Genomic DNA, 24,061 nt, shown 5'->3' with positions numbered 1-24,061 from the left:
AACGTACCGCGACTAGATGTAGATGGCATATAGGGTTCTTGGCGGCATTGGCGCTGCTGACCTACGGTTCGCCGCCGTGTTCCAACGTCGAGCCATTTCTCTCGTTCTCATCACGCTGGTATTCAGCCTTTCGCTGGCGCCGCCGTCCGCCGCACAGAATGACGACGACGTCGTGGTTCGCGTCGGCCTGCACGCTGCAGAGAAGAACCTCAACCCGTTCATTGTCCCCCAGGCCTTGCCGCTGACCCATGACTTCACGATGCTGGTCTACGACTCTCTGTTCTGGTCGCAGAGCCGTCTCGATCCCGAGCCATGGCTGGCCACTGCCGCTGAACCTTCCGAGGACTACCGCACATGGACCGTGACGCTGCGCGACGACGTTCTTTGGCACGACGGCGTCCAGTTCACCGCCGCCGATGTCGCATTCACCTTCGAGTACTTCGCTGATGACCGCGGGCCTGGGCGCTATGGACACCATGTGTACGACCATCCAGTGTTCGAATCGGCGGTCGTCCTGGATGACTCGACCGTCGAGATCACCTTCGAGGAACCGGTTCCGACGTTCGAGCTGCTTCCCGGAGGTGACCTGCCGATCCTCCCCAAGCACATCTGGGAGGGCGTCGAGAACCCCCGCGCCGATGCCACCTCGCTGCCGGTGGGAACCGGCCCGTTCCGCATGGTCGAGTACAACCCCGGTGTCTCCTACCGTCTCGAAGCCAACACCGACTACTTCAAGGGTGCGCCGACCGTCGACACGCTGATCATGCCGGTGGTCGCCGACGCGCAAGCGGCGTTCGCCGGGCTCCAGACGGGTGAACTCGACTTCGTCACCCGCAATCTTCCGGCACCGCTCGTCTCTCGAGTGGAGGAAAACCCCGAGCTGTCCGTCATCACCGGCAGCCGGATGCAATCCGTGTACCTCATGTTCAACACCCGCAAGCCCCATCTGCGAAGCCCCGTGGTGCGCAAGGCCATGAGCATGGCTCTCGACGTGCAGGCGATCGTCGACATCGTCGAGGGCGGGCTGGGACGACCCGGCAACGACACATGGACCCATCCCGATTCCGCCTGGGCTCATCCCGAGGGCGGGCACGAGTTCAATGTTGATGCCGCCCGGAGCATGCTTGATACAGCCGGGTACACGGCCGGCGACGATGGAGTTCGTCGCAATGCCGACGGTGCCGAGCTGGCATTCACGCTGCTCGTCAACGCATCAGCCCCGCCCCAGATCCGCTCGGGAGAGCTCGTTGCAGAGCAACTGTCTGCGATCGGTGTGGACATCACCGTCGAACCGCTTGATCCGCCTGCAATCGCTGCAGCTCGGCGTCCCAGCCCGGATGGCCCGCCGACTGTGGACATGTTCATTGCCGTGTTCGAGTCCCATGCCCATGCCGATCCGGATCACCTGTTCTTCTTCTTCCACTCCCCTGGGCGAGGTGTCGGTGCCATCTTCAGCGGCTACGCCAATCCGGAGTTCGACGCCATTCTCGAGAGCGCGCTGGATGAGCCGATCACCGAGAAGCTGGCGCTGACGGCTCAGGCTCAGGAGATCTTCGCTGCCGAGGCACCCGCTGTGGTGCTGTTCTACCCCGATGGTCGATGGGGCTACCGACCCAGCGCCTACGACGGCTGGGTCAGCGACCCGGGACATGGCGTGTTCACCAAGCGCTCGTTCCTCGTACCCGCTGCCACCGGTTCGGAGTCGACCGAAACGGACGACGAGTCCGGCGCGGGCAACGCTCCGGAGACCGCGGACGGGCAGTCCGATGCTGCCGAGCCTGCGGCCGACGACGGCGCGCCATCCGATGAGGACGCCGACGCTGCTGAAGACGCGCCCGAGGGTTCCGATGATGAAACCGCTGCGACGACTCCTGACGGATCTGCAGCTGACGATGCGGATGTCGATGACGCAGTTCAGACCGACGACGGCGGCGGCGCCGGCGGCACCATCGCAATTGTGGTCATCGTGCTGGCCGTGGTCATCGTGGCAGCGTTCGTCTTCGCGCAGCGCCGCAGGCGAGCAGGCACGGTCGAGGACTGACACCGGGCTGACGAAGTGACCGAGACCGGGCCGCTCGGCTCTCGCCGGTCTGGTCTCGGCTCGTCACGCGGCATCAGGCTTGCATCGCAGTACCTGGCCGTCATATTCGCCGCACTCATCGTCAATTTCGCACTGCCGCGGCTCGCGCCGGGAGGTCCTATCGACTACCTCGTTCCGCCCGAGCAGGGAACGATCGACGAGGCCGTACGCGAATCGATGCTCGAACGGTTCGATCTGAACGGTTCAGCGTGGCAGCAGTTCGTCAGCTACATGGGCAACCTGATCCAAGGCGATCTTGGCATCTCCGTGCGTGATGGGCGGGCCGTGACGGAGGTTGTCGGCGAGCGACTCCTGTGGTCGTTGTTGCTCGTGGGAACCGCGGTAGCCGTGTCCACGATTGTCGGTGTGGCGCTGGGGTTCGCCGCGGGCTGGCGTCGCGGCTCACGCAGGGACATCTCGCTGCTCACGACCGTTCTTGCATTGGACGCGCTCCCCGCGTTCTTCGTCGGCCTGCTGCTGTTGCTCGTTTTCTCTGTCCAGCTGGAATGGCTGCCGGTCTATGGGGCGATCTCGCCCGAGGCGCTGTCTGGCTGGGCTTGGATTGCCGACGCGGCGAGACGGCTCGTGATGCCTGCAATCACGCTCACATTGGTCGGCCTCGGATCGGTCTTTGTGGTCGCCCGCTCAGCCATGGTGTCTGAGCTGAGCGAGGACTACGTGTTCATGGCCCGCGCCAAGGGGCTCACCGATCGAGGCGTGCGTCGTCACGCCCAGCGCAACGCCATGGTTCCGGTTTCCACGGTGGCCCTGCTCGGCTTTTCCACCCTGGTCGGAGCAGCGACCGTTGTCGAGAGCGTGTTCTCCTACCCGGGGTTGGGCTCGCTCGCATTCGGGGCCGTTCGGGCTCGTGACTACCCGGTGCTGCAGGCGGTCTTTCTCTTGCTGTCGCTGATCGCTGTCGCGGCGAATCTCTTGGCGGACTTGATGTATCCCCTCTTTGATCCCCGGGTGCGACGGGCAGGTACGAAATGACGGTCGCCGACGTTCCGATCTCGGCATCGCCGCTCCAGCAGCCCCAGAGCCCCGATTCCGCCCGGCGGCGATTGAGCTGGGACCGCGCGCAGATCCGGCGGAGCACCCGAGTGCTGTTCATTGCCGGCGCCATGATGCTGACGCTCGTTGTCGGCGCGGCCGTTTTCGCCGAAGCGCTGACGGTGCACCCCCCCAACCGTTCCAGCGGGGCGCCGTTCGAGGCGCCCTCCGCTGAGCATCTGCTGGGCACCGATGATCTCGGGCGCGATCTGTGGTCACAGCTCATCTTCGGTGCGAGGGTCTCACTGGCGGTGGGCCTCATCGCTGCGGTGGCCGCGACGACGCTGGGGACTGCTGCGGCTTTGATCGCGGGATGGCACCGAGGCTGGATCGACGCTGCCATCATGCGCTTGGTTGATCTGACGCTGTCACTCCCGTTCTTGGTACTGGTATTGGTGCTGGCGGCGTACTTCGGCCGCGGGCTCGACGTGCTGATCGTTCTGATAGCCGGAGTGCTGTGGGCACGCCCAGCGCGGCTGCTACGCGGTCAAGTGCTGAAGATCAGGGAATTCGGCCACACCGAAGCAGCCCATGCCATGGGGGCTGGCTCCATACGGATCATGGTGATCCATATTCTCTGGCGCTTGGTACCGCTGCTGGTGTCGCAGTTCGTGCGAGCGGCAGCTGTAGCGGTGATCGTGCAGTCGGGTGTCGCCTTCCTCGGGCTTGGCGACCCCGGTCGCATCAGCTGGGGCTCAACGCTGTACTTCGCCAACAATGGAAGCGCCATTCTGACTGACGCATGGCTGTGGTGGATCGTGCCGCCCGGGGTCGCGTTCACCATCCTCATCGTCGGATTTGCCTTCGTGGGATACGCATTCGAAGAAGTCGCCGATCCCCAGCTGAACAGTCACGGCTGGAGACCGCCGACCCGACGGCACCTGTCCGAGACGGTCCCCGACCCATGCCCGGCTGGCGTGCGTCTTGACCTGCGCTCGGTGACTGTCGACTACGACGGTGCAACCGCAGTGCATCAAGCCTGCGTGCAGGTCGACCGGGGCCGCATCCTGGGCCTAGTCGGCGAGTCTGGGTCGGGCAAGTCAACACTGGGACTTGTCGTGCCAGGCCTCGTGCCTCACCCGGGGTCAGTCCACGCCGACGCAGTGATGCTCGACAGCGTCGATCTGCGCCGCCTCGGACGGCAGGGACTCCAGAAGATCCGCGGTCGCGACATCGCAATCGTGCCGCAGGCAGCGATGAGCGTGCTCGATCCCACCATGACTGTGCTCGATCAGGTCGCCGAGTCTGCATCCCTGCGCCCCGGCGCTGTCTCAGCGACCGAGCGGGCACACGACCTCTTGGATCAGGTCGGCCTCGCGCGTAATCGCCACCGAGCATTCCCTCATGAGCTGAGCGGCGGGCAGCGTCAGCGGGTGGTGATCGCGATGGCCGTGGCCAACCGGCCCAAGCTGCTGATCGCCGATGAACCGACAACTGGTCTCGACGTGATCAATCAGCATGCGATCCTTGACCTCCTCGACGAACTGCGTCACCAGTTCGATTTCGACTTGTGGCTGATCTCTCACGACCTGCCACTGGCTGCGTCGCGGTCGGACGATGTCGCTGTTCTGTACGGCGGGCGGGTTGTGGAGTCCGGACCCTCCCGCGAGGTGGTCGCCAAACCGCTGCATCCCTATACGGCGATGCTGGTGGAGGCGTTCCCGTCGCTGCACGCGACAGCGCCGGATCTCACGCCGTTGCCGGTCGCGGCCGAGGATCCTGCGCAAAGATCAGCCGGCTGTGTATTCGCTCCGCGTTGCCCACACAGCCAGGACGACTGCGAAAGCGTGACGCCGCAGAGTCGGGCTGTCGGCAATGTCATGGTTGCATGCCACCGCGCTCCGATCATGACATTGCCGGCCGCGGGACCTGGGCCAGTCCAGAGGCCGACAACCTGGTCCAGCCGTCGCGCGCTCTCTCAAACAGCGCCGGCCGTATGCATCGACGACGCGTGGGTGAGGTACCGGGGCCGTCGCCGCGAGGACCCTGATATCGCTGCGCTCAAGGGAGTGACGCTGAGCGTCGAGGCTGGCGAGTCAGTCGCGATCATCGGCAGGAGCGCCGCCGGCAAGTCGACCTTGGCGAGGCTGGCAGTCGGCCTCATGACGCCCGCCGCTGGGTCTGTGGAACTGCTCGGCCAGGCGACGGGCGCCCTGTCGCAGCGACAGCTCCGCCAGCTCAGACGACGCATCCAGATGGTGTTTCAGGATCCGTATGAGTCGTTGCATCCGGGCATGCGAGTAGCTGCACTTGCGGGCGAGCCCTTGCGGATCAATGGCGTTCGCCGTGACGAACACTCCGAGCGGGTGTCCGATGCCCTGCGGCAGCTGGGGTTGGTCCCGGCCGAGAGCTACTTGGGCCGCCATGCCGCCACGCTCAGCGGTGGCCAGCGCCAGCGAGTCGCGCTAGCGCGGACCCTGGTTGCGGAGCCGGAATTGATCGTTGCCGACGAGCCGGCTTCGATGCTCGATGCATCGCTGCGGGCGACGGTGGCTGCGCACTTGCTGGCCGTGCGTGCAGCGCTGGGGGCCACGCTGATCTTCATCACTCATGACATCTCGCTTGCGCGGCTGGTTGCTGACCGGATGGTGGTAATCGCTGACGGTCGAGTCGTCGAGGACGGGCCTGCGGAACAACTCATTGCGGCACCGACGCATCGTGAGACGCGTGCCTTGATCGACGCGGCGAGGTTGCACCACTCACCCCTCAACGCCCCAGTGCTAGACAGTGCGCCCAGCGAGAGGAGCGGATGATGCAACAGCGGCGAAAACTCATCTTCTTCACCACGGCAGACCCCCGGACACAAACCGACGCGCTGTTCCGTGCGTACCACTTTGCGAACGTGGCCGGCTCGGCTGGACTCGAAGCAGAGGTTCGTCTCGCTGGCGAAGCCGTGGCCGTCGCCGATCCGGACGTCATGCCCGACACCGAGTTGGGGCATGACGTGCGCCAACGTGTGACCGCAGGAGCGGATGCGTCCTTCGCCGTCTCGTTCTGACCGTATTCCAGCGACGCCCGTGCGGTGTCAAAGGCAGACGCGGCCTGTGTCGGCGGCACATTCAAGTACCTCAGCGAGGTCCTCACCGAAGTGGCAGACGGAAAAGCGGAGCTGATCTTCGTCGGCGGATGACCGTCAGCACCGCTTGATTCATGCCGATATCCGCCAGAACACCAATGCCGCTGATGAGGATTGCATTCGTCGGCAAGGGCGGAGCCGGCAAGTCGACGATTGCAGGTACCTTTGCCCGCCTCTTGGCACGACGCGACCGAGCCGTGCTGGCGCTCGACTCCGATCCCATGCCCGGCTTGCCCTATTCGTTGGGGGTCGCGGTGGACGACCATCCCATACCCGATGACGTGGTGGTGCCCGGCCCGGCGGGCCGCCCTCGTTGGGTGCTGCGTCCCGACCTCGACGCACCGACGTTTGTCGACCGGTATGCAGTCCGCGGGCCCGACGGAGTGCTCTACCTGCAATTCGGGAACCTGTGGGGCCACGCCGTCAGGCTGCAACAGGCCCAGCATGCTTGGAGTCAAGTGGTGGAACATCTCGACCAGCATCAGTGGCATCTCGTCGGGGACCTCCCCGGCGGCACCCGTCAGGCGATGGCTGGATGGGCAAAGTACGCGGACACCGTGTGCCTGGTAGTCGAGCCGACGGTGAAGTCTCTGCACACCGCAAAACGGCTGTTGGCGCTGTCGGATGCCACGTGGGCACCGGCGAACATTCTGCTGGTTGTCAACAAGGCCGGTGATGACTCAGACGCAAAGCGCATCTCGGAGCGGCTGGAGCTGTCGGCCGCCGCCGTGATCCCCGAGGATCGGGAAGTTGCACGTGCTGATCGCCGAGGTGCTGCACCACTGGACACAGTGCCCGATGGTCCTTTGTGCGCCACAGTGAACGACTTGGTGAGCCAGGTCGAATGTCTTTACGCTCGCAACTGAGGAGGCGACACCATGAAGATCGCAGTGGTCGGCAAAGGGGGCGCTGGCAAGACCACGTCCAGTGCTGTGCTGGCACGTTCCTTGGGACGCCAAGGTGCCCGCGTAGTCGCCCTCGACTGCGACACCAACCCCAATCTCGGGTTGTCGCTCGGAGTCGGGGATGCCGAGACCGAACGCCTTGTCACGCTCCGGGAGCAAGTCGGCGAAGGCGAATCAGCGCATGCACCGACCTGGGGAGAAATCTTGGACCGCTACGGCGCGGACGCGCCGGACGGCGTTCGCCTCGCCGTGATCACCCGCATCCAGAATCCCGAGCCCGGCTGTCCCTGATGCGGTCTGTCCGCCGAGCAGTTGCTCGGCTCAGTGAACGACGAGTCCACGACGATCGTCGCCGACCTCGAAGCCGGTATCGGCACGCTGACTCGCCTCGAACCTGAAGCCGTTGACGCGACCGTTGTGGTGGTCGAGCCGACGCTTCGCTCCATCGATGTCGCCCGCCGGGCTGTCGCCGTTGCCGAAGAACAGAGACAGGGACGGATCGTGGTGGTCGCCAACAAAGTCGGCGACGAGCACGACCAGGCCCGCATCTCCGAGGCGTTCGGCGGCCGAGTCGTGGCGATGATTCCCGAGGATCCGGCCATCGATCGCGCAGACCGGCTGGGACTCTCGCCGGTCGACCACGAACCGTCTTCGCCTGCCGTGACGGCTCTGGAGAACTTGGTAGATCTACTGGGCCTGAAGCCTCGCTGACGAACGCTGCCCGCTACTGGGCGCATCTCTGCGAGCGCACAGCCCAGCTAACTGCAGAATGCACTTAGGTGCACTATGCTCGTGCTAGCTGTCCGTGACCTTTGACGAGGAGTCGGCCATGTGGCTGTGGTGGATCGGCAACGCTGTGCTGCTGCTGGCAGTCGTGCCGGTTGTGCTGCTGCTCGCCAATCGGGTCATCAGACCAGCGCTGGAAATCAAGCGCTACACAGCGGACATTCTCGAACACGGCTTGGGTCTGAGCAAGAACCTTGAGCCGTTGCCCGCAGTCGCGGAGACACGCGATCTCGTCGCAGCCGCCAAGGGTCTTGCGGTTCGATACGTCAACGCAGCGGGGCCGCTGCTATGAACACCGGTGCCCTCTGATGCCCGCTGCAGCCATCGTCACCATCGTGATTGCGCTGGTCGTCGCGGCAGCGTTGGCCTTTTATCTCACTCGCGTGGTGATGGTGCTTCGCTCGGTCAACGACTCGCTGGGCAAGCTCACCGGGGGAGTGCGCGCAATTGCCGATCAGACAGCTCCGCTCGGCGAACTGTTGACTCCGATCAAGACCGATCTCGAGGCCGTGGCTGACGTGCTCGACGGCGTGGCCGCCAGTCTCACAGAGACCTCGCAGGCAAGCTGAGGTTGGGGTACGCCCGACGCGCGCATGATCGCGGTCTACGCGGCGATGGGCACCTCGATGGTGTTCTGGACAGACCCAGCCGGCTGCGACCTCAGCCCCAACCCCAGCTGCTGAGCCTCGCGCGTCCGGCCCGACGGTCTCGCTGTTGCGCTATCGGCTGGGAGAGTGCGAAGACCAGAGCGTGCTGATCGGTGCTGCCCACAGGCGGTCCCCGAACGGCATGATGCCTGGGCCGGTATGAAGAACAAGGCCTGCGAGGAATCGATCGTCTTCCTCGTCGCGCAGCCAGCTGAGGTGTCGGGCGTCATGGCGGGAAGGGGCGGCGGTGGACTTGATTTCGATGCCGATGATGTACCCGGAGTCGAGTTCGATCACGACATCGACTTCGTGTCGACCGTTGTGCTGCCGCAGGTGATGCAGCGTGCAGCGATGCTCGCTGACAGTGGCCTGCGCTCGAAGCTGAGCGACGACGAACGTCTCGAGAAGGCGGCCCAACAGGTCGGCATCGCGCATCACCCCCGCCTCGGTGGTGCCAGTCGCCGCGGCGAACAGCGAAGGATCCACGAGGAACCGCTTCGGGCGCTTGACGAGCCGTTTCGTGCGATTCGATGACCACGCCGGCAGTTCGCTGACCACATAGATGCGCTCGAGCAGGTCGAGATACGCATGCGCGCTGCGGCGGTCGATGCCTGCGGTCGTAGAGAGAAGCGAGTCGTCCACGATGCGAGCGCATTGATGGGCGTATGCCGCGAAGTAGCGTCCCAGCCGGCTGCGGTCGACACCGTTGCCTGCGAGCGCGGCGTCGCGGCCGACGATCTCCGCGGCGTAGGTATCCAGCCATCGGCGGCGGGCACGTTCGGGAGTGCCGAGCGCCGCTTGCGGGAACCCGCCTCGTATGGCCATCCGCACGTAGTCCCGGAGGTCGGCAGCGGTGCCCTCAGCGGGTGAACTGCCGACCCCATCGATTGCCCAGCGGGTAACCGCTGCCAGCGCCGGGCCGCCCTCGACGACGCGGTCGACGAGCATGGGTGCTGTCGAGGCTGACAGTTCGCCGACGGTCAGCGGGAACATCTCTACGCGAGTCACCCTGCCGGTGCCCGGCCATGTCCGATGATCGGTTTCGGCTCGCACCGATCCGGTCAGGATGAAGCGTCCTGGACGGCGATCACGGTCACACGCGCGCTTCACCGCCCCGAGAACTTCGGGCACCTCCTGCCATTCGTCCAGCAGGATGGGTTCCGCGAGCCCCTTGAGCGCTGCATCGGGATCCGCTGCTACTACCTCGGCCTCGGCTGGACGGTCGAGATGGATGACTGTGCTGGCGTGCCGGACGGCGGTTGTTGTTTTGCCCGCCGCCCGCGGGCCGACCAGCGACACAGCCGGCAGCGTCTCGAGCAATTCCGCGATCAGCGGGTCAGCGAGCCGCTCCAAGTAGCCGTCCATGCCGCGAGCGTAGCTGCCGAGTCTGGAATGTCGGTTTGCAACAGCCTGTGATGTCGGTTTGCAACACCTCACAATGTCGGTTTGCAACAACATGTGATGTCGATTTGCGACACCGTTCGCGGCCTTGCGAGGCAGGCAGGTCGTGATGCAGCTGTCGGCTGAATCACTCCATTCAAGACGTGAGCTGCTCGACGGGGGCGGCGGCGTAGTCGCCGTGGGGGCCGTCGTGGCTGAATGCGTAGGCGTTGGTGCGGTTGGCGTCGCCTGCGACCGCGATCACGAACTTCGCCGGCTCCGAGACGATCGGCACCAGGCGGTCGGGATCGTCTGATTCGGCGAACTGCGACGGCAGATCGCCGGCGGCGACGACATCGGTGAGCCGGGGCCGGCCTGCCGCCAGGTTGGTCCACTCGCCGATCAGCTTCTCGAAGCGCCACGCAGGGATGCGAGCGTGCTCGAAGAGCGCCTCGGCCAGGTTCGCTTTGGTCCAGCCGGCTGATGCGCAAGTGCGCGCCAGGATCGGCGACAGCACCAGCAGCGGCCGGTAGTGCATCCGCCCGAGCCCGTACAGGTGCCCGAGATCCCAGCCGGTGATCCGTGCCAGGCCGTCGGCAAGGTACGGCACGATCTCGTCGGGGGTCGAGCCGAACGCGCTGCCAACAATGGCACCGCTGTTGAAGCGGGCCATGGTGAGCACATCGTCGTCGGGGCCGAAGCCGAACTCGGCGCTGACGGGGTCCCAGCCGATGTCGGCGAGGGTGGCCGCGTCTTCGCACAGCACCACACGGAACGAGTTCCCGAAGGTGGACTTGTCGTGCTCGGCTGCAGTGAAACCGAACACGTTGCGCTGGTAGAGCCGCAGCCAGCGGCCGACGCTGGTGTTGGCGCGCACGCCGTCGCGCAACGCTCCGACGCCGGAGTTGAAGCCGAGGCCGGCAGCGCTCGGGCCGTCGAGGATCATCAGCGCGTCGGCGCCGGTGGTGTTGCCCGAGTGCTCAGCGCCGTAGTGCGGGTCGGCCAGGATGCGCGCTGCGGCGAGCAGCACGCCGAGGTGACGCGGCTCGCAGCCCGCCATGACGGCGTTGGTGGCCACCGACCACACGGTCATGTCGCGGCCGGTCGTCCGGGCGATGCCCAGCGACTGCTGAGAGTCCAAGCCCGTGCCGGCCAGGAAGCGCTCGACCCGGTCCCTTGTCGGCGGAACGATCGGCAGCCCGTCGGACCATCCCCGCTCGGCGAAGGCGTCGTTGATCTCGTCGACCGAACCGCTGGCGACGGTGTCGTAGGGGGCTGGGTCGAGCGATGCTGAGTCGAGCGCGGAGGGGCCGAGCGAGCACTCGTTGCCCTCGGCCGGATCGCTGCGGGCGACGCGGCCGTTCGTGCCGTTGCGTGCGGCAGATGTTCCGGTCAGCCCTTCGACGATGGCGTCCACGGTGTGATTGACGAAGTTGCTCTCCATATCCGAAGCGGACTGGGCATCCACGTGGCCCACGGTGATCGCCAGCGGGAGCTGCTCGAATCCGTGCCCCTTTGCGGTCGCGACGGCCTGGCCGTCGAAGCTCTCGCACACGATCGAGACCGACGGCACACCGGCGGCTTCGGCTGTGACTGCTGCCCGCGCCACGGCGGGCGTGCAGCTGCCTCAGCAGCCCATGCCCGACACGACGGCGTCGACAGCTCGTGAACGCAGAGAGTCGGGCAGGCGGTCGATGACGGCGGCTTCGTCGCCGCCGTGGGTGTTGCCGAATGTCTCGTAGCCCACGAACGTCACGCCGTCGTAGCGAGCAGCGAGCTCGCGTTCGAGCACCGGGAACAGCTCGTCGCCCCGGAACAGGTAGTCCCACAAGAACCCGATCCGCTTGCCTTCAAGCGTGTCGAGTCTCGGCGCCAAATCCCGGTGCTCGATGCCTGAGGGCGCTCCAGGCCACACGACGTCGTAGGACGGTTCGGTCATTGGAGTACCCCCTCGACCGTGGACCCGGCGCTCACGCCTCGGTGAGCAGCCTGGGATCGGGCACGTCAACGTGGACGGTCACGATATCCACCTCGTGATATTGCTGATGATTCACCGAGGCGGCGTGATGCTGCAGCATGCGAAGCGAGAGATCGCGCTCGACGGGCCGCTCCACGCTGTGCGCATCCAGCACAGCGAGCCGGTCCTCGATGTTCTCCCCGCTCGCGGTGGCCACGAACTCGAGCACGGCACCGCCGTCCTGCTTGCCTGCTGTCAACCGCAAGCTGCGACCCTCGTCGGCGTCGGCGGGCCGTTCGGCGTCGATCAGCGTCAACAGCGCTTCCTCGGCCACCGCGTCGAGACGGTCCGACATCGCTCGGCTCCAGCCGTTGCGGTCGGCGAAGCGGCCCACGAACACCCGAACCTGCGGCAACGCCGATGCCGCCAGCTCGCAGCGCAACCGCTGGGGACGGGCCCGGGTGACCTCATCGAACAGCGTCAGCACGATGGCGGTGAGCCCACCGGCGGTCATGCCGTTCTCGAGGAAGCCGCCAGCAAAGCCCGTCAGGTACTCGGGGAAGATCTGGTTGTTCTGGAAGCCCACGCCGATCCAGAACGAGAAGCCTGCAATCAGCCCCCGGCGGTAGTCGGTGGCGTCGGCGATCACGATCTTCATGCCCACCACGAACAGCAGCGCCAGCAAGACAGTCGCGTAGGCCGCGACGACGGCATCGGGGATCGCGAGGACCAATGCGAGCAGCTTGGGCACGAATGCCATCACGATGAACGAGATGCCGATGGCCACGCCTACCCGGCGCGCAGCCACGCCAGTCAGCTCGGTGATGGAGATGCTGGTGGAATAGGTCGTGTTCGGCACCGTGCCCGCCAATCCCGACAGCAGGTTGCCGGTGCCGTCAGCGGCCACGGCGCCCTGCACGGCCCGGTAGTCGACGGCCCGGGGCCGGCGCCACGACACACGCTGGATGGCGACCGAATCGCCGATGGTCTCGACGGCGCCGATGAGCGTGACGAAGATGAACGCGGGCAGCAAGCCCCAGAATTCAGCGCCGAACGAGAAGTCGAAGCCGGGCCAGCCGCTGTCGGGCAGACCAATCCAACCGGCGTCAGCAACCCTGTCGAAGTCATACAACCCGAACAGCGCCGCCACGATCGATCCGGCCACGATGCCGATGACCGGTGCCCAGAGCCTCAGGCTGCCCTTGGCCTTCAGCGCGATGACGACGATGACGCCCATGGCCGCGAGCGCACTCAACGGGGCGCTCGCCGCAGCACTGCCTTCGGGCGACGCCGTCACCATGTCGAAGATGAGCGGCATCACCGTCACGGCGATGAGCATGACCACCGTGCCCGCCACGGTGGGCGTCAGCAGCCGCCGGAAGAGCGACAGCTTCGCCGCGAGCAGGTACTGGAACAGCGAGGATGCCACGACCAGGCTGGCGAGCAGGCCCGGCCCGCCGTCGGTGAGGGCAGTGACGCAGACGGCGATGAATGCGCCGGACGTGCCCATCAACAGCACGTACCCGGCACCGATGCGGCCGAACCGGACAGCCTGCAGGATCGTGCTGATGCCGCTGATCGCTGCGGCGGCGAACACGGCCCACGTCAGGTAGGCGTCAGTTCCGCCGGCGGCTCGGACGACGATCGCGGGCGTGAGCACCACGCCGGCGATGGCCAGAATCGCAAACTGCAGGCCCAGTCCGGCAGTGAGCGGCAGCGGAGGCTTGTCGTCGGCCTCGAAACGAATGTGCCGGGAGGCGGTCGGTGCTTGTTCAGGCATCCGGCGATCCTCGCGGCCCACAACGGTTGGCGCAAGCACCGCACCGGGCCGTCGCGTCACGCGCTGCTGCAGTCGGCCGGTCAGTGACGAGGCTCACTTCGCCGTGCGGATGCGAGGCCGGTAGCTTCACCCGGCGTGATCGACCTTCGCCGGCTTCGTGATGACGCTGCGTATCGAGACGGCGCCGCCCGCAAGGGGGCGTCGCCGGAGTTCATCACCGAAGTGCTCGCGGCCGACGAGACGTGGCGGGCAGTCACCCACCAGGCTGAGCAGGCGCGTGCGGCTCAGAACGCCGCGTCGCGCGAGATCGGTCGGGCGGCCCCCGACGAGCGCCCGGCCAAGATCGCCGAGGCGGCGCGTCTCAAGGAAGAGGTGGAACGCCTAGAGGTCTCCGAGCGGGAAGCTGCTGAGCGGCGAACCGAGCTGGCATTGCAGGTTCCCAACCCGGCCGCGGCCGAGGTGCCGTCCGGCGGCGAGGAGCACTTTGAGACCGTGCGTGAGGTGGGGGAGCGGGGCGAGCCGCCTGCTCACGACCACGCCGAGATCGGAGCGCTGGCCGGCTTGGTCGACTCCGAGAGCGGCGCCCGCAACAGCGGCTCGCGGTTCGCCTACCTCAAGGGCGCGGCGGTGCGGCTGGAGTTCGCCCTCGTGCAGTGGACGATGGACCTGCTGGAGCGCAACGATTTCGTGCCTGTCGTGCCGCCGGTGCTCGTGCGCGAGGAGATGATGGTCGAGGCCGGGTTCTTTCCCGCCGACCGCCACCAAGTGTACGAGATCGACGGCGACGACCTGTTCCTGATCGGCACGTCGGAGGTGGCGCTGGCGGGCTTGCACCGCGGCGAGCGGCTGGACCGGACCGGGCTGCCGCTGCGCTATGCCGGGTTCTCATCGTGCTTCCGGCGCGAGGCCGGCACGTACGGCAAGGACACCCGCGGCATCTTCCGGGTTCACCAGTTCGACAAGGTGGAGATGTTCTCGTTCTGCGACTCGGACACGAGCTGGGACGAGCTGGAGGCGTTGCGCGCCATCCAGGAGGAGATCGTCGGCTCGCTCGATCTGCCCTACCGGGTCATCAACGTGGCGGCCGGCGACCTGGGCGCTGCGGCGGCGAAGAAATACGACCTGGAGGTGTGGCTGCCGTCCGAGCGGGCGTTCCGCGAGGTCACCTCGTGTTCGAACTACACCGATTACTCAGCCCGACGACTCGGCACGCGATGGTTCGACGAAGACGGCCACGGGCTGGTCCACACTCTGAACGGCACGGCATGCGCCGTCGGCCGCACACTCGTGTTCATCATGGAGAACCACCAGCGACCCGACGGCTCCATCGCGGTGCCAGACGTTCTCCACCCCTGGCTCAACTTCACCGAGATCGGAGCCCCCGCCGAAGTGTGAGCGGTTGGCTCAGGCGTTGGCCAGTTGCGCAGCAGTTTCGAGTGCTGTGATGCGCTCGCCGTGATCAGCCATGCGGCCGAGCTGCTTGCTGTGCTCGCCGATGATGCCCTCAATCCGCGCGATGGCTTGCCGCAGACCGCCAATGTCGGCGCGCATCTCGGCGAATTCGGTGCGCATGTCGGCGCGCAGGCTGGCAATTTCGGCACGCATGTCGGCGCGCATCTCGGCAATGTCGGCCCTCACGCCGCGCATGAAGGCACCGAGCATGGCCAGAAAGCCGACTCCAAGGACGCTGATGATTGCTGCGATCACGGTGGAGTCCATCGTACTGCCCTCCGTGGGGAGTCGAATTGCCTGGTGCTGTTGCCGCGGCCGACAGCGCGGCTGACAGCGAAACAGCTATGAATATATTGAAATAGTTTGAAACTGATCAAACTATTTTCACTCCCCGGCTTCGGCCGCTGGCGTGCGTGCCGCTAAACGAGCCGGAGGCCCAGCGTGGCGGCGGCGATTGCGCCTGTGATGGTGAGAGAGATGTAGCCGAGCGCGAGCAGGGGGCTGGCGCGGGTGAGTCGCACCAACTCGGGAAGCAGTCCCGAGACTGTCGTGAGTGCGCCGAGACCCGCGGTGCCGATGACGGTCATCGTGGTGTCACCCGTGTCGGCCAGCAGGCCGAGTGCGAAGGCTCCGGCGATGTTGATGAGCAGCGTGCCGCCTGGCCCGAGCGCGGTGCTCGCTCGCCAGCGGAGCAACGTGCCGATCGCGGCCGCGACACCGAACCCGACTGCCGTTGCGAACGCCGTCACGGCTGTCTCCCGTAGGCGAGCACGACAGCCAAGCGGCTCATCACAAACGCCGCAGTGCAGGCAACAGCCGTCAGGCCGAGCCATGCGCCCGCCATCGCGATGCGGCCGTCGTCGAGGTATCTCGCGAGCTGCAGCGCGAGCGCCGACATGCTGGTCAGTGCGCCGCAGAAACCAGCCGTCAGCCCCGGTGACGGGCCGGCACCGCTTCGACCGGCGCTTCCGATTCCGGGTCGAACGGCCCTGCGATGCCGGGCCTGCGCGTGGCGGGCGGTTGCCCAGCCGACGATGCCGCAGCCGACCACGTTGACAATGAGCAGCGCCCAGTCGTCGTCAACCTGTGTCGCGACGCCCGAACGGGCAGCGGCACCGACGATTCCTGCTGCCGCAACCGTGGCCGCGACACGCAACGACATCGGGGAAGTCTCAGTCGGCGAGCGCAGGCTCGGGCACCAGCTCTCCGCCGGCGCCGTGCGAAGCCTCCGATGTGGTCCATGCACGCGCCGCCGCGGCCAAGCCTTCGATGAGTGCCTCGTGATGGGGCACCCGTCCGGGGCCGCGGAATCCCGTCCACATCGGGCTCTTGCCGCGGATGCGCGGCGGCAACTCGATCTGGACGCCGCCGCCACGGGGCAGGTTGCAGGGGTTGCGCGGGTGCTGGCCGGCCAGCGTCTTGGGGATCTCGTCGAGACGGTGAAGAACCTCGTAGTGCGGCAGCCGCCCGATCAAGTGCACCGCGACGTGGGCCGCGAGTGTCCGGTTGCGCCCGCCCAGCAGCACCGCTCGCAGCAAGCGGGGGCTGCCGAAGCCGTGGACCGCGACCACGACGTCGACGTGGTCGAGGAATTCGCGCAGCACCGGCGAGTCGGCGGGATCGAAACAGTGGCTGGGCAGGTGCCACTGATCGTTGGGACCCTGCAGGCACGCGTACACCGATGCGCCGCTGCGCTCGGCTGCTGCTGCGGCGATGTCGTCGGTGACCTCTTCGAGCCACCCGCCGTGGAAGGCCATGAAGCCGAATCGCGAACGGAGTTGCAGCATTTCGGTCACACCTGGCCGGGCGAGCAGCTCGGCAAATGGCCGCTCAGCATCGAGGAGCGTGCGGTCCTTCAGGTGCAGTGCCACGGTGGCTTAGTTCAGCACCTCAGCGGCACTGCCCGCTTGGTCGGGCCCGGAGGACTCGTCGGCGAGGTCCGGCACCGCTGAGGCGTCGCCGCCGCGCCCCGACACGAGCATTGCCATGCCCCCGATGGCGAGCACAATGCTCATCACGAGACCCAGCCGCAACCCGCCGACCGAGGCCACCCAGTTGCTCAGGCTGCTGCTCCACCGTTCGACCGTCACCACCAGTCCGTCGCCGCCGCGGTCGGTCAGGTCGATGAACCAGTACCAGATGGTGAACGCACCGGCAGCGATCATCAGCACTGCCGCGATCGTGTCGGTGTAGCGCATGAGCACGCGGAGCTTGCTCAGCAGCCAGCCGCGAGCCAGCGCCAGGCTGACGGCCAGCGAGGTGAGCACCAGACCCATGCCGAGCGCATACAGCACGAACGACACGATGCCGCCGACGAAGCTGTCGTCACCGGCCGAAGCGGTGACCACCACTAGGAACGTCGCCAGCCCGCACGACACCGACGCAATCGCATAGCTGACGCCGAACAGGAACAGCGAGCGCACGTCGCGCCCCGAGGCGCCTCGCTCGAACTTGGGCAGGTACGCCGTCAGGCGGAAGCCGGCGAGGATGGCGACGCCGAGTGCGATGAGCCCGATACCGATCACGATGGCCGCCCACGGCACGTAGTCGCGCAGGGCGCTCAGCCCCGCCGACAGCGCGATGCCGACGATGCCGAAAACCACCACGATGCCGGTGGTGACGACGGCACCGGTGGCCAGTGCCCGCCCGACGCCGGCGCGCGGACTGCCCTCGCTGGCGCGGCGGTCGATACCCAAGAAGAACGACAGGTACGCAGGCAGCATGGCGAACCCGCACGGGTTCACCGTGGCCACGATGCCCGCCGTGAAGGCGAAGGTGAGTCGAGCGCTGTTCATATGCCGCTGTGTCCTTTCTTCGGCCTACAGGCCCCTGTGTTGTTGCTTCGGGCTCATAGCCCGAAGTGCTCCTCTGCTCGGGTGGTGATGTCTTCGAGGGTGAGCAGGCCGCTGTGTGTCTCGAGAATCTGGCCTTCGGGCGACACGAACACCGTGGTGGGCATGCCCAGCCCGCCGAAGTCGATGAACAGCTCGCCCTCGTCGAGCCCGGTGGGGTAAGTCACGCCGCGGTCGATCACCGTGGCAATGGCGTCTTCCAGCCGATCGTTGGCCGCGAGGCCGAGCACCGCGACCTGCGTGCCGTGCTCATTCCAGAAGCGTTCGAAGTCGGGCATCTCGGTGACGCAGGGCACGCACCACGACGCGAAGAAGTTCACGATGAGCGGGCAGCCTGCGTAGCCAGCGAATGCTGCGGGTTGTTCTTCAAGCGTCACGAAATCCAGCGCGTGCACGCCCGTCAGGCCTGGATCCACGTTGTGTTCGACGGGGTCGATGTCGTTGCAATCCGGAGGCGGTTCCGACGCTGCGGCCGCTGTGGAAACCGATCCGGCCGCACCGGTTGCAGCCTCGCCGGCGGCGGCCGGCTCGACCGACGTGGCTTGGCCGGTGTCGGCCGAAGCGTCGCCGCCTTCGACCTCAGCTTCCATCGCCACTAGCGAGGTCATGGCGGGTTGACCGCCGCCCGCCAGCAGGAACACGGTCGCACCGAGTGCGTAGAGGCCGAGCAACGCGAACAGGCCGCCGCGCCAGCCCGTGAGCTGTGCTCGCCAGCGTGCGCCGCCCGGTGACTTCATGCAGGGGCGAGGCTACTTGCGCCCCTCGCGGCGATTGATTCGGAGGCTGAGCCGCATGGCGAAGCCGTGGCCTGAGCGGCCCGTGAGCCCAATCACATGAGGATGGGGAACAAGAGCGGGAAACAGCTAGCGCGGGTGTCGACGGCCGCATCGCATCACCGCTCGACGGCCCGCCCCGGGGCTGCCAGCCGCCCATTTCGGGCAGCCTCAGTTCACCGGGGCGGGCCGTCTTGATGAGGCCTGCGGGGGCAGTGCAGGCCCTGGGTGCCGGGTTTGCCGGAGGGGGTCGGCAGACCCAGCGGAGGGACCCGTCGCAGAAGCTGGGTCCACTCGGAGGACGCGCCTGAGCAGGGGAAGACTCAGGCGCGGGCCAAGTCGGGAGGCAGCGGCACCTCCTCGATCACGAGTTGCGGGTGGCCGCTTCTGGGCGGCCGGCCGCGCGGGCGTTTGTCCCTGCAGACGCGCCCGTTCTCGAAGAGCTCGCCGCCCCACACGCCCCATGGCTCGTGGCGTGCTTTGGCGGCGTCGAAGCACTCGCTCACCACCGGGCATGCCGCGCAGATGGCCTTGGCGCGGGCGATCTCGTAGAAGTTCTCCGAGAAGAACAGCGGCGTCAGGGTGCCCACGAGATCGCGGCAGCGACCCCGTGCGCGCCAGCCCTCATTGGTGAGGGCCGCTGTGCTGTTGGTGTTGTCGATGACCAGTTCCAGCATGAGCTTTCTCCTGTGTGCTGTGGGTTGCGAAGTGGTTGTGGTTCACGGGCAGCGGTGTCGGTGCGTGCACCGGAAACGCAAAACGGCCGCCGGGTTGTCCCAGCGGCCGTTCGGAGAGTTCTGGTGTCTCAGTGGACTACATCAGATACTCCGAGGGCCGCAGGCGGTGACGCTTGGTCGTTGGCGTCGGGTTGGCACCGTGACCGCGCACCGCATGCTGGTACATGACCGGCATGGGACCCACCGCCGCGAGCCGACCGATGGCCGTGCCGCGCTCCCGCATGCGCGTGACGGCCCGCCAACAGCGCACGCCAGTTGCCGGCACCCGTACGCGATACCCGCAGGCACGCGCTGTGGTGTAGGCGCCGTGATCGAACATTGGGGATCCAATCGGACGAAAGGTCGGGGCTGGTGGCCAGCTGCGGATACCCGACGATAGGCCGCAGCGGCGCCAACAGCACCACGTCGCGGCAGGCCGTGTCAAGTTATTTTCAGTCGAACTCGTATTCGAGGACGTCGTCGGCCCGCCGGGAGACATTGACTTCGCCGATGTAGCGCAGATGCTCCAGGTGAGCGAACGTCTCCGACTCGGCCATCGGGCCCCACGAACGCTCCTTGAACAGCTGCTTCATGTAGTCCTGCACGGGGGCTCGGCCGAGCCGGTCCGAGGAGGTGCGAAGCAGGTCGAGGCGCTCGTTGTGGTGACGCTTGATGTCCTCCACCCGTCCCGACAGGTCGGTGAACGGCTGGCCATGGGCCGGCAAGCCCATGGTGACGCCGTCGAAGCTGGCGACCCGGTCGAGGCTGGTGAAGAAGTCCTTGAGCGGGTCACGCGCGGTGGTGATCCCCGAGATGTGCGGCGTGATCGTGGGCAGGACATGGTCGCCGCAGATCATCAGCCCGCCCTCGGGATCGAACAGGCACAGGTGGTCGATGGTGTGCCCGGGCGTGTGCACTGCCACGAACTCGCGCCGCGCCAGCTTGATCCGGTCGGCGTCTTCGACGTGGTACGTGGGCTGAGGGGTGGCGAACCAGCGCCCGCCCCACCCGTTGCGCATCGCCCAGTAGCCGAGCTTGGCCCGGATGGGCATCTTGTAGCGCTGGCCGCCCCATGGCGTGGGGCCGCCCGGTCCGGTATCGCGCCCGCCGTACACGGGGTCGGCCACGAGCTCGTTGTTCTCCCCGTCGGACGACACCTGCTCCAGGGCTTCCTCGTCTTCATCGGCGGTGTCCCACCACAGCCGGAACGTGCGATGGGTCACCAGGTCGGCGCCGTACTCGCGGACGAAACGGCCTGCCGCCCCGAAGTGATCCGGATGGCTGTGGGTGACGATGATCGAGTGGATGCGCTCCGGCGGCACTTCGGCTTCGGCCAGCCCTGCCATGAGCGCTTTCCAGTTGGCCGGGCCCGGCAGGCCGGGATCGACGAGGGCGGCGCCGCGATCGTCGTCGAGGATGTAGCAGTTCACATGCCCGAGACCGGGCATCGACATCGGCAGCTGCAGCCGGCGCACGTCCGGCGCGAGCTCAGTGATCTTGCCGTCGGGCGGCATCTGCTCCTCGCGAGTCGGACCTGACACGGGGTGCAGACTAGCGAGCCGCCTCAACCTTCTAAGGAGCGTTCGATTCCGATCGGGGTACCTCTGCTGCCTCTCTGGATGAGTCGTTACTTCCAGAGGTAGACGCGGTGATCACGCGCCCAAGGGATGCCCCCCTCCATACACCACTACCCGGGACTCAACTGGGTGTGTCACCGCTGGGTTCGCCCGTTGGGGGATAGGGATGGATGTCACAGGGGTTCAGTACGATTCGGGTTGTGACGGTGCGCCGCAATCCCTCCGGGCGTCCGGCGGACACGCCTGATCACGTTTGGCGGCGTCAGATGGACGCCGTCCGCGCCCGCACAATTGCGCAGCGCCTCGAGGAATGGCGTCAGCTCAACGTGGCGGGCGCGGCCATGGAGGAGAGGTCGGTGCGGATGCGCCACCCCGATTACGACGACAGCGAGGTCTTCTTGGGTCTTGTCGTTGCCCGCTATGGCCCTGAGCTCGCCGGCGAAGTCTGGCCTGAGTCGGTGGGAATCGAATTCTGATCGATCTCACAGCCGCGCTGGAGCGCACGGTCCATGCCCTTGAGTCTGCCGGTCTGGACTACGTCGTGGTCGGCTCAACAGCCGCGGCGGCGTGGGGGACTCCCCGGATGACTCGCGATGTGGACATCGTGGTCCTGCTGGTGCCCGATTCGGGCGAGGCGGTGCTCGAAGCGCTTCGGGGAAGCGAGGTCTACTTCCCGGAGTCAGAGGCCCGTCGGGCGGTCACCTCCGGAGGCACCTTCAACGTCCTTCATCCCCAAAGCGGCGGCAAGGTCGACATCTTCGCCGTTCCGTCGGAAGACGCGTTCACCCAGTCCCGCATTGCTCGGCGCGTCCGCGCTGAAGTTCTCGGAATCGAGACATGGATCGCCGCGCCCGAAGACATCGTGTTGGCCAAGCTCCGGTGGCGCTTGGAGTCGCGCTCTGAGCTCCAATGGCGAGACTGCGTCGAAATCGCTGCCGTCAACGATCTCGACGTCAGCTACATGCACCGATGGGCAGCCGAGTTGGGTGTCCAAGACGATCTGGCCGAACTGCTCGACGAACAGGCCTGACTCGCCTTGGGGTGATTCACCCTGGGTCTCGCGCAGGCTCTGGGGGTCCGATCCTTAAGGAGCGCAGAACTGCTGAGGCAACCGTTCAACTCACTGAGATCGTGAAGCAGCCCACCCCGGGAATACCCTTTGGAACAACGACTCCCACAGAGTCGCCGCAGGCGGCGTGATGAGTGCCGCCGAACCCGACACAGGAACAGCACAATGACTGCCGTAACGGTCGCTGGCCGTACCTTGGACGAACCACCCAGCTACGCAGCCGACCCCGCCGAAATCGAGGTTGTGCACCTCAGCGATGGCGACGTCGACGAACTCGTGAGCGGTGCGCTCGACGCCGCTGGCTGCACGCGCGAGGAGCTCGACCAGCAAGCCGCGACGGGTGACTTCACAAGTGAGCTCGCTCGACGCATGTGGTTCCTCGTCTCGTCCTTTGACCCGCCTGCGGAGTGACCTAGAGAGGCAGGCCCGCGATTTCGCCGCAGAAATCACGGGTCTGCTCAACGGGACCGTTACGAATGGAATCCGCCTCTCGTCTTGGATCGACCCGAACGGAAACGCGATCATCCGCTACGGGAGGCAAGACTCGGGCGCTCTGGACAATCTCGTCCCGCTGACGGTCTCGCAGAAGCAGGCTCGCTTCGGTTTGCGCATCTTTCGCACGCTGACGCTCGACGACGAGTCGAGGCACCTGCGGAACACGCAGAGTGCCTACGTGCTCGCAACCGCGGACGGAGAGGCGGTCTTCACGTACGACTTCGTGCGACCGGCGCCGACCACGGCTCCGGCTTCGGGCAGGGAGCCGACGAGGCGGCAGATGCGCTGCTGCAGCGGGGTGAGCACGCGCTAGACGATCAGGCCGCGAGAGCGCAGGTGCTCGGCCCACTGGTCGCGCACATGGGGGGCGAGCCACATCGTGTCCCACATGCCCAGCAGCACGTCCAGGTCGATGCAAGCGCGCACGTCCTCCTCGCTGCCTTCAGTCATGACCAGTTCGTACACGCGCTCGCGGCCCCGCGGGTCATCGAGGTCGTACTCGCCCTGACCGCTCCAAGCGATGTGATTCGGCAGCTTCACCCGGCCGCTTCGGACCGCGACAGGGCGCTCCCCGAGATCGTCGGGGATCTCCACAGGACGCCAAAAGCCGGTAGTGCTCACGGCACAGAGTTTACGGACGCCGCTGCCAGCTGGTCCGTGCGCCACAGCAGCCCCTAACGAATATGCCCCGCCATTCCCGGCGAACCGGGAAGGCGGGGAGCAGTGACGCCACTGTAGCGCAATCCACCACGGCGGCCACGCGCCGCCGGCTTGAGCCGCAGCGGCCGATCAGATGCCCGCTGTTCGGGGGCGGTCGCCAAGCGCAGCCTGACTGCCGCTGTCACTGGCGTGCGCCGGCGCCTCGCACGTCCGATCGGCCGCGACGTCGTCGGGGCAGGTGTTGGGAACGTGCTGTGCGCTACTCGAAGAGGTCGGCGTGCGTGCCGGTGCGCACGAGTCGTAGCTCGGTGCCCTGAATTCGATAGATCAGCAGCCAGTCCGACTCCAGATGCAATTCCCGGTAGCCCTTCCAAGGGCCGCGCAGCGGGTGGTCGCGGTAGCTCGATGGGAGCGCTTGCTGGTTGACGAGCAGCCGGAGCACATCGCGCAGTTTCGCGGAGTCCTTGCCGCGTGACTTGGTGGTTCTGACATCGCGTTTGAACTGCGACGACCGGACGGGGGTCAGCATGTCGCAGGTTCGTCAGAGTTCGAGATCGCGCAGCAGATCCTCCGTGCTCTCGAAGCGCCTGCCCTTGCCCTCGTCCAGCTCGGCCATGGCCTCGACGGTGGCGGCGGTGGGCACCTGGACAGCGAACGGGAGCCGCTGCTCGTCAGCGACGCGCACCATGAGCAAGCGGATGGCATCCGAAATCGACAAGCCCATAGCGTGCAGGGCTCTTGCTGCCCTTGCCTTGGTATCGGGGTCGATGCGGGCTCGCACGACGGTGTCAGCGCCCATGATG

The 24,061-nt window shown here is 66.5% G+C and carries 29 protein-coding genes; 14 read left to right on the top strand and 15 right to left on the bottom strand.

All coding sequences use genetic code 11. From position 1 onward, the window contains the following. Positions 1-76 precede the first annotated feature (76 nt). The 9 genes from ACOGW9_RS01690 (at position 77) to ACOGW9_RS01650 (ending at position 8,469) form a co-directional block, all read left to right on the top strand. Positions 77-2,041, top strand: a complete 1,965-nt coding sequence (locus ACOGW9_RS01690; protein ID WP_419907766.1) for an ABC transporter substrate-binding protein — start codon at positions 77-79, stop codon at positions 2,039-2,041. 15 nt (positions 2,042-2,056) lie between these two features. Further along, positions 2,057-3,073: an ABC transporter permease gene (locus tag ACOGW9_RS01685; protein ID WP_419907764.1), complete on the top strand. Its 1,017-nt coding sequence runs from the start codon at positions 2,057-2,059 to the stop codon at positions 3,071-3,073. Next, the gene (locus tag ACOGW9_RS01680) at positions 3,070-5,886 is read left to right on the top strand and encodes an oligopeptide/dipeptide ABC transporter ATP-binding protein (RefSeq protein WP_419907762.1); all 2,817 of its coding nucleotides are present in this window, start codon (positions 3,070-3,072) and stop codon (positions 5,884-5,886) included. Before ACOGW9_RS01685 ends, ACOGW9_RS01680 begins: the two co-directional genes overlap by 4 nt. Further along, a complete protein-coding gene (locus tag ACOGW9_RS01675; protein ID WP_419907760.1) occupies positions 5,886-6,131 on the top strand; it encodes a hypothetical protein in 246 nt (81 codons plus the stop codon). The genes ACOGW9_RS01680 and ACOGW9_RS01675 overlap by 1 nt, the downstream gene beginning before the upstream one ends. A gap of 185 nt (positions 6,132-6,316) precedes the next feature. Next, complete coding sequence (locus ACOGW9_RS01670) at positions 6,317-7,075, top strand: ArsA-related P-loop ATPase (protein WP_419907758.1); 759 nt, start codon at positions 6,317-6,319, stop codon at positions 7,073-7,075. A gap of 12 nt (positions 7,076-7,087) precedes the next feature. Beyond that, complete coding sequence (locus ACOGW9_RS01665) at positions 7,088-7,405, top strand: AAA family ATPase (protein WP_419907756.1); 318 nt, start codon at positions 7,088-7,090, stop codon at positions 7,403-7,405. Between the two features lie 33 nt (positions 7,406-7,438). Beyond that, on the top strand, positions 7,439-7,825 hold the full coding sequence (locus ACOGW9_RS01660; protein ID WP_419907754.1) for a hypothetical protein: 387 nt from the start codon (positions 7,439-7,441) through the stop codon (positions 7,823-7,825). Between the two features lie 94 nt (positions 7,826-7,919). Further along, positions 7,920-8,192: a hypothetical protein gene (locus ACOGW9_RS01655; RefSeq protein ID WP_419907752.1), complete on the top strand. Its 273-nt coding sequence runs from the start codon at positions 7,920-7,922 to the stop codon at positions 8,190-8,192. 16 nt (positions 8,193-8,208) lie between these two features. After that, entirely contained in the window at positions 8,209-8,469 is a 261-nt protein-coding gene (locus tag ACOGW9_RS01650) for a hypothetical protein (RefSeq protein WP_419907750.1), read from the top strand. 150 nt (positions 8,470-8,619) lie between these two features. On the opposite strand, the gene ACOGW9_RS01645 is transcribed toward ACOGW9_RS01650, so the two are convergent. From ACOGW9_RS01645 to ACOGW9_RS01635, 3 genes are all read right to left on the bottom strand, one after another. Next, positions 8,620-9,912, bottom strand: a complete 1,293-nt coding sequence (locus ACOGW9_RS01645; RefSeq protein WP_419907748.1) for an ATP-binding protein — start codon at positions 9,910-9,912, stop codon at positions 8,620-8,622. A 172-nt stretch (positions 9,913-10,084) separates the two neighbouring features. Continuing rightward, entirely contained in the window at positions 10,085-11,866 is a 1,782-nt protein-coding gene (locus ACOGW9_RS01640) for a UGSC family (seleno)protein (protein ID WP_419907746.1), read from the bottom strand. 31 nt (positions 11,867-11,897) lie between these two features. Beyond that, a complete protein-coding gene (locus ACOGW9_RS01635) occupies positions 11,898-13,664 on the bottom strand; it encodes a uracil-xanthine permease family protein (RefSeq protein ID WP_419854888.1) in 1,767 nt (588 codons plus the stop codon). 135 nt (positions 13,665-13,799) lie between these two features. On the opposite strand from ACOGW9_RS01635, the gene serS reads away from it, so the two are divergent. Next, positions 13,800-15,059 carry a serine--tRNA ligase gene (serS, locus tag ACOGW9_RS01630; RefSeq protein WP_419907743.1) on the top strand — a complete coding sequence of 420 codons (1,260 nt, stop codon included), beginning with the start codon at positions 13,800-13,802 and terminating at the stop codon, positions 15,057-15,059. 9 nt (positions 15,060-15,068) lie between these two features. Here the strand turns inward: serS and ACOGW9_RS01625 are convergent, their stop codons facing one another. The 9 genes from ACOGW9_RS01625 to ACOGW9_RS01585 form a co-directional block, all read right to left on the bottom strand. Continuing rightward, complete coding sequence (locus ACOGW9_RS01625) at positions 15,069-15,383, bottom strand: hypothetical protein (RefSeq protein WP_419907741.1); 315 nt, start codon at positions 15,381-15,383, stop codon at positions 15,069-15,071. Between the two features lie 152 nt (positions 15,384-15,535). After that, a complete protein-coding gene (locus ACOGW9_RS01620; protein WP_419907739.1) occupies positions 15,536-15,865 on the bottom strand; it encodes a CrcB family protein in 330 nt (109 codons plus the stop codon). Further along, entirely contained in the window at positions 15,862-16,278 is a 417-nt protein-coding gene (locus ACOGW9_RS01615; protein WP_419907737.1) for a FluC/FEX family fluoride channel, read from the bottom strand. Before ACOGW9_RS01615 ends, ACOGW9_RS01620 begins: the two co-directional genes overlap by 4 nt. A gap of 10 nt (positions 16,279-16,288) precedes the next feature. Further along, positions 16,289-16,987 carry a poly-gamma-glutamate hydrolase family protein gene (locus tag ACOGW9_RS01610; protein WP_419907735.1) on the bottom strand — a complete coding sequence of 233 codons (699 nt, stop codon included), beginning with the start codon at positions 16,985-16,987 and terminating at the stop codon, positions 16,289-16,291. A 6-nt stretch (positions 16,988-16,993) separates the two neighbouring features. Then, on the bottom strand, positions 16,994-17,911 hold the full coding sequence (locus ACOGW9_RS01605) for a cytochrome c biogenesis CcdA family protein (RefSeq protein WP_419907733.1): 918 nt from the start codon (positions 17,909-17,911) through the stop codon (positions 16,994-16,996). A 53-nt stretch (positions 17,912-17,964) separates the two neighbouring features. Beyond that, positions 17,965-18,705, bottom strand: a complete 741-nt coding sequence (locus ACOGW9_RS01600) for a TlpA family protein disulfide reductase (protein ID WP_419907731.1) — start codon at positions 18,703-18,705, stop codon at positions 17,965-17,967. A 359-nt stretch (positions 18,706-19,064) separates the two neighbouring features. Then, positions 19,065-19,418 (bottom strand): WhiB family transcriptional regulator, encoded by a 354-nt coding sequence (locus ACOGW9_RS01595; RefSeq protein ID WP_419907729.1) that lies wholly within the window; start codon positions 19,416-19,418, stop codon positions 19,065-19,067. Between the two features lie 136 nt (positions 19,419-19,554). After that, positions 19,555-19,797, bottom strand: a complete 243-nt coding sequence (locus ACOGW9_RS01590; protein WP_419854880.1) for a hypothetical protein — start codon at positions 19,795-19,797, stop codon at positions 19,555-19,557. A 112-nt stretch (positions 19,798-19,909) separates the two neighbouring features. Continuing rightward, complete coding sequence (locus tag ACOGW9_RS01585) at positions 19,910-20,998, bottom strand: MBL fold metallo-hydrolase (protein WP_419854879.1); 1,089 nt, start codon at positions 20,996-20,998, stop codon at positions 19,910-19,912. Between the two features lie 236 nt (positions 20,999-21,234). Here ACOGW9_RS01585 and ACOGW9_RS01580 point away from each other — a divergent pair, with 236 nt between their 5' ends. The 4 genes from ACOGW9_RS01580 to ACOGW9_RS01565 all read left to right on the top strand — a co-directional run bounded on the left by ACOGW9_RS01580 (position 21,235) and on the right by ACOGW9_RS01565 (position 22,911). Further along, positions 21,235-21,510, top strand: a complete 276-nt coding sequence (locus ACOGW9_RS01580) for a hypothetical protein (protein ID WP_419854878.1) — start codon at positions 21,235-21,237, stop codon at positions 21,508-21,510. Between the two features lie 107 nt (positions 21,511-21,617). Continuing rightward, a complete protein-coding gene (locus ACOGW9_RS01575; RefSeq protein WP_419854877.1) occupies positions 21,618-22,064 on the top strand; it encodes a hypothetical protein in 447 nt (148 codons plus the stop codon). Positions 22,065-22,268: 204 nt separating this feature from the next. Continuing rightward, positions 22,269-22,514 carry a hypothetical protein gene (locus tag ACOGW9_RS01570; RefSeq protein WP_419854876.1) on the top strand — a complete coding sequence of 82 codons (246 nt, stop codon included), beginning with the start codon at positions 22,269-22,271 and terminating at the stop codon, positions 22,512-22,514. Beyond that, entirely contained in the window at positions 22,495-22,911 is a 417-nt protein-coding gene (locus ACOGW9_RS01565; RefSeq protein ID WP_419907727.1) for a hypothetical protein, read from the top strand. Before ACOGW9_RS01570 ends, ACOGW9_RS01565 begins: the two co-directional genes overlap by 20 nt. On the opposite strand, the gene ACOGW9_RS01560 is transcribed toward ACOGW9_RS01565, so the two are convergent. From ACOGW9_RS01560 to ACOGW9_RS01550, 3 genes are all read right to left on the bottom strand, one after another. Beyond that, the gene (locus ACOGW9_RS01560) at positions 22,908-23,219 is read right to left on the bottom strand and encodes a hypothetical protein (RefSeq protein WP_419854875.1); all 312 of its coding nucleotides are present in this window, start codon (positions 23,217-23,219) and stop codon (positions 22,908-22,910) included. The two genes, ACOGW9_RS01565 and ACOGW9_RS01560, sit on opposite strands and share 4 nt — an antisense overlap. 298 nt (positions 23,220-23,517) lie before the next feature. Continuing rightward, on the bottom strand, positions 23,518-23,787 hold the full coding sequence (locus ACOGW9_RS01555) for a type II toxin-antitoxin system YafQ family toxin (RefSeq protein ID WP_419854874.1): 270 nt from the start codon (positions 23,785-23,787) through the stop codon (positions 23,518-23,520). Between the two features lie 12 nt (positions 23,788-23,799). Next, the gene (locus ACOGW9_RS01550; RefSeq protein WP_419854873.1) at positions 23,800-24,057 is read right to left on the bottom strand and encodes a type II toxin-antitoxin system RelB/DinJ family antitoxin; all 258 of its coding nucleotides are present in this window, start codon (positions 24,055-24,057) and stop codon (positions 23,800-23,802) included. Between the last annotated feature and the right edge of the window lie 4 nt (positions 24,058-24,061).

The sequence above is a fragment of the Candidatus Poriferisodalis sp. genome, assembly GCF_965203655.1.
Classification (GTDB): Bacteria; Actinomycetota; Acidimicrobiia; order Acidimicrobiales; family Poriferisodalaceae; genus Poriferisodalis.
The sequence above is the reverse complement of the archived record's forward strand: the minus strand, read 5'-3'. Positions and strand labels throughout refer to the sequence as shown.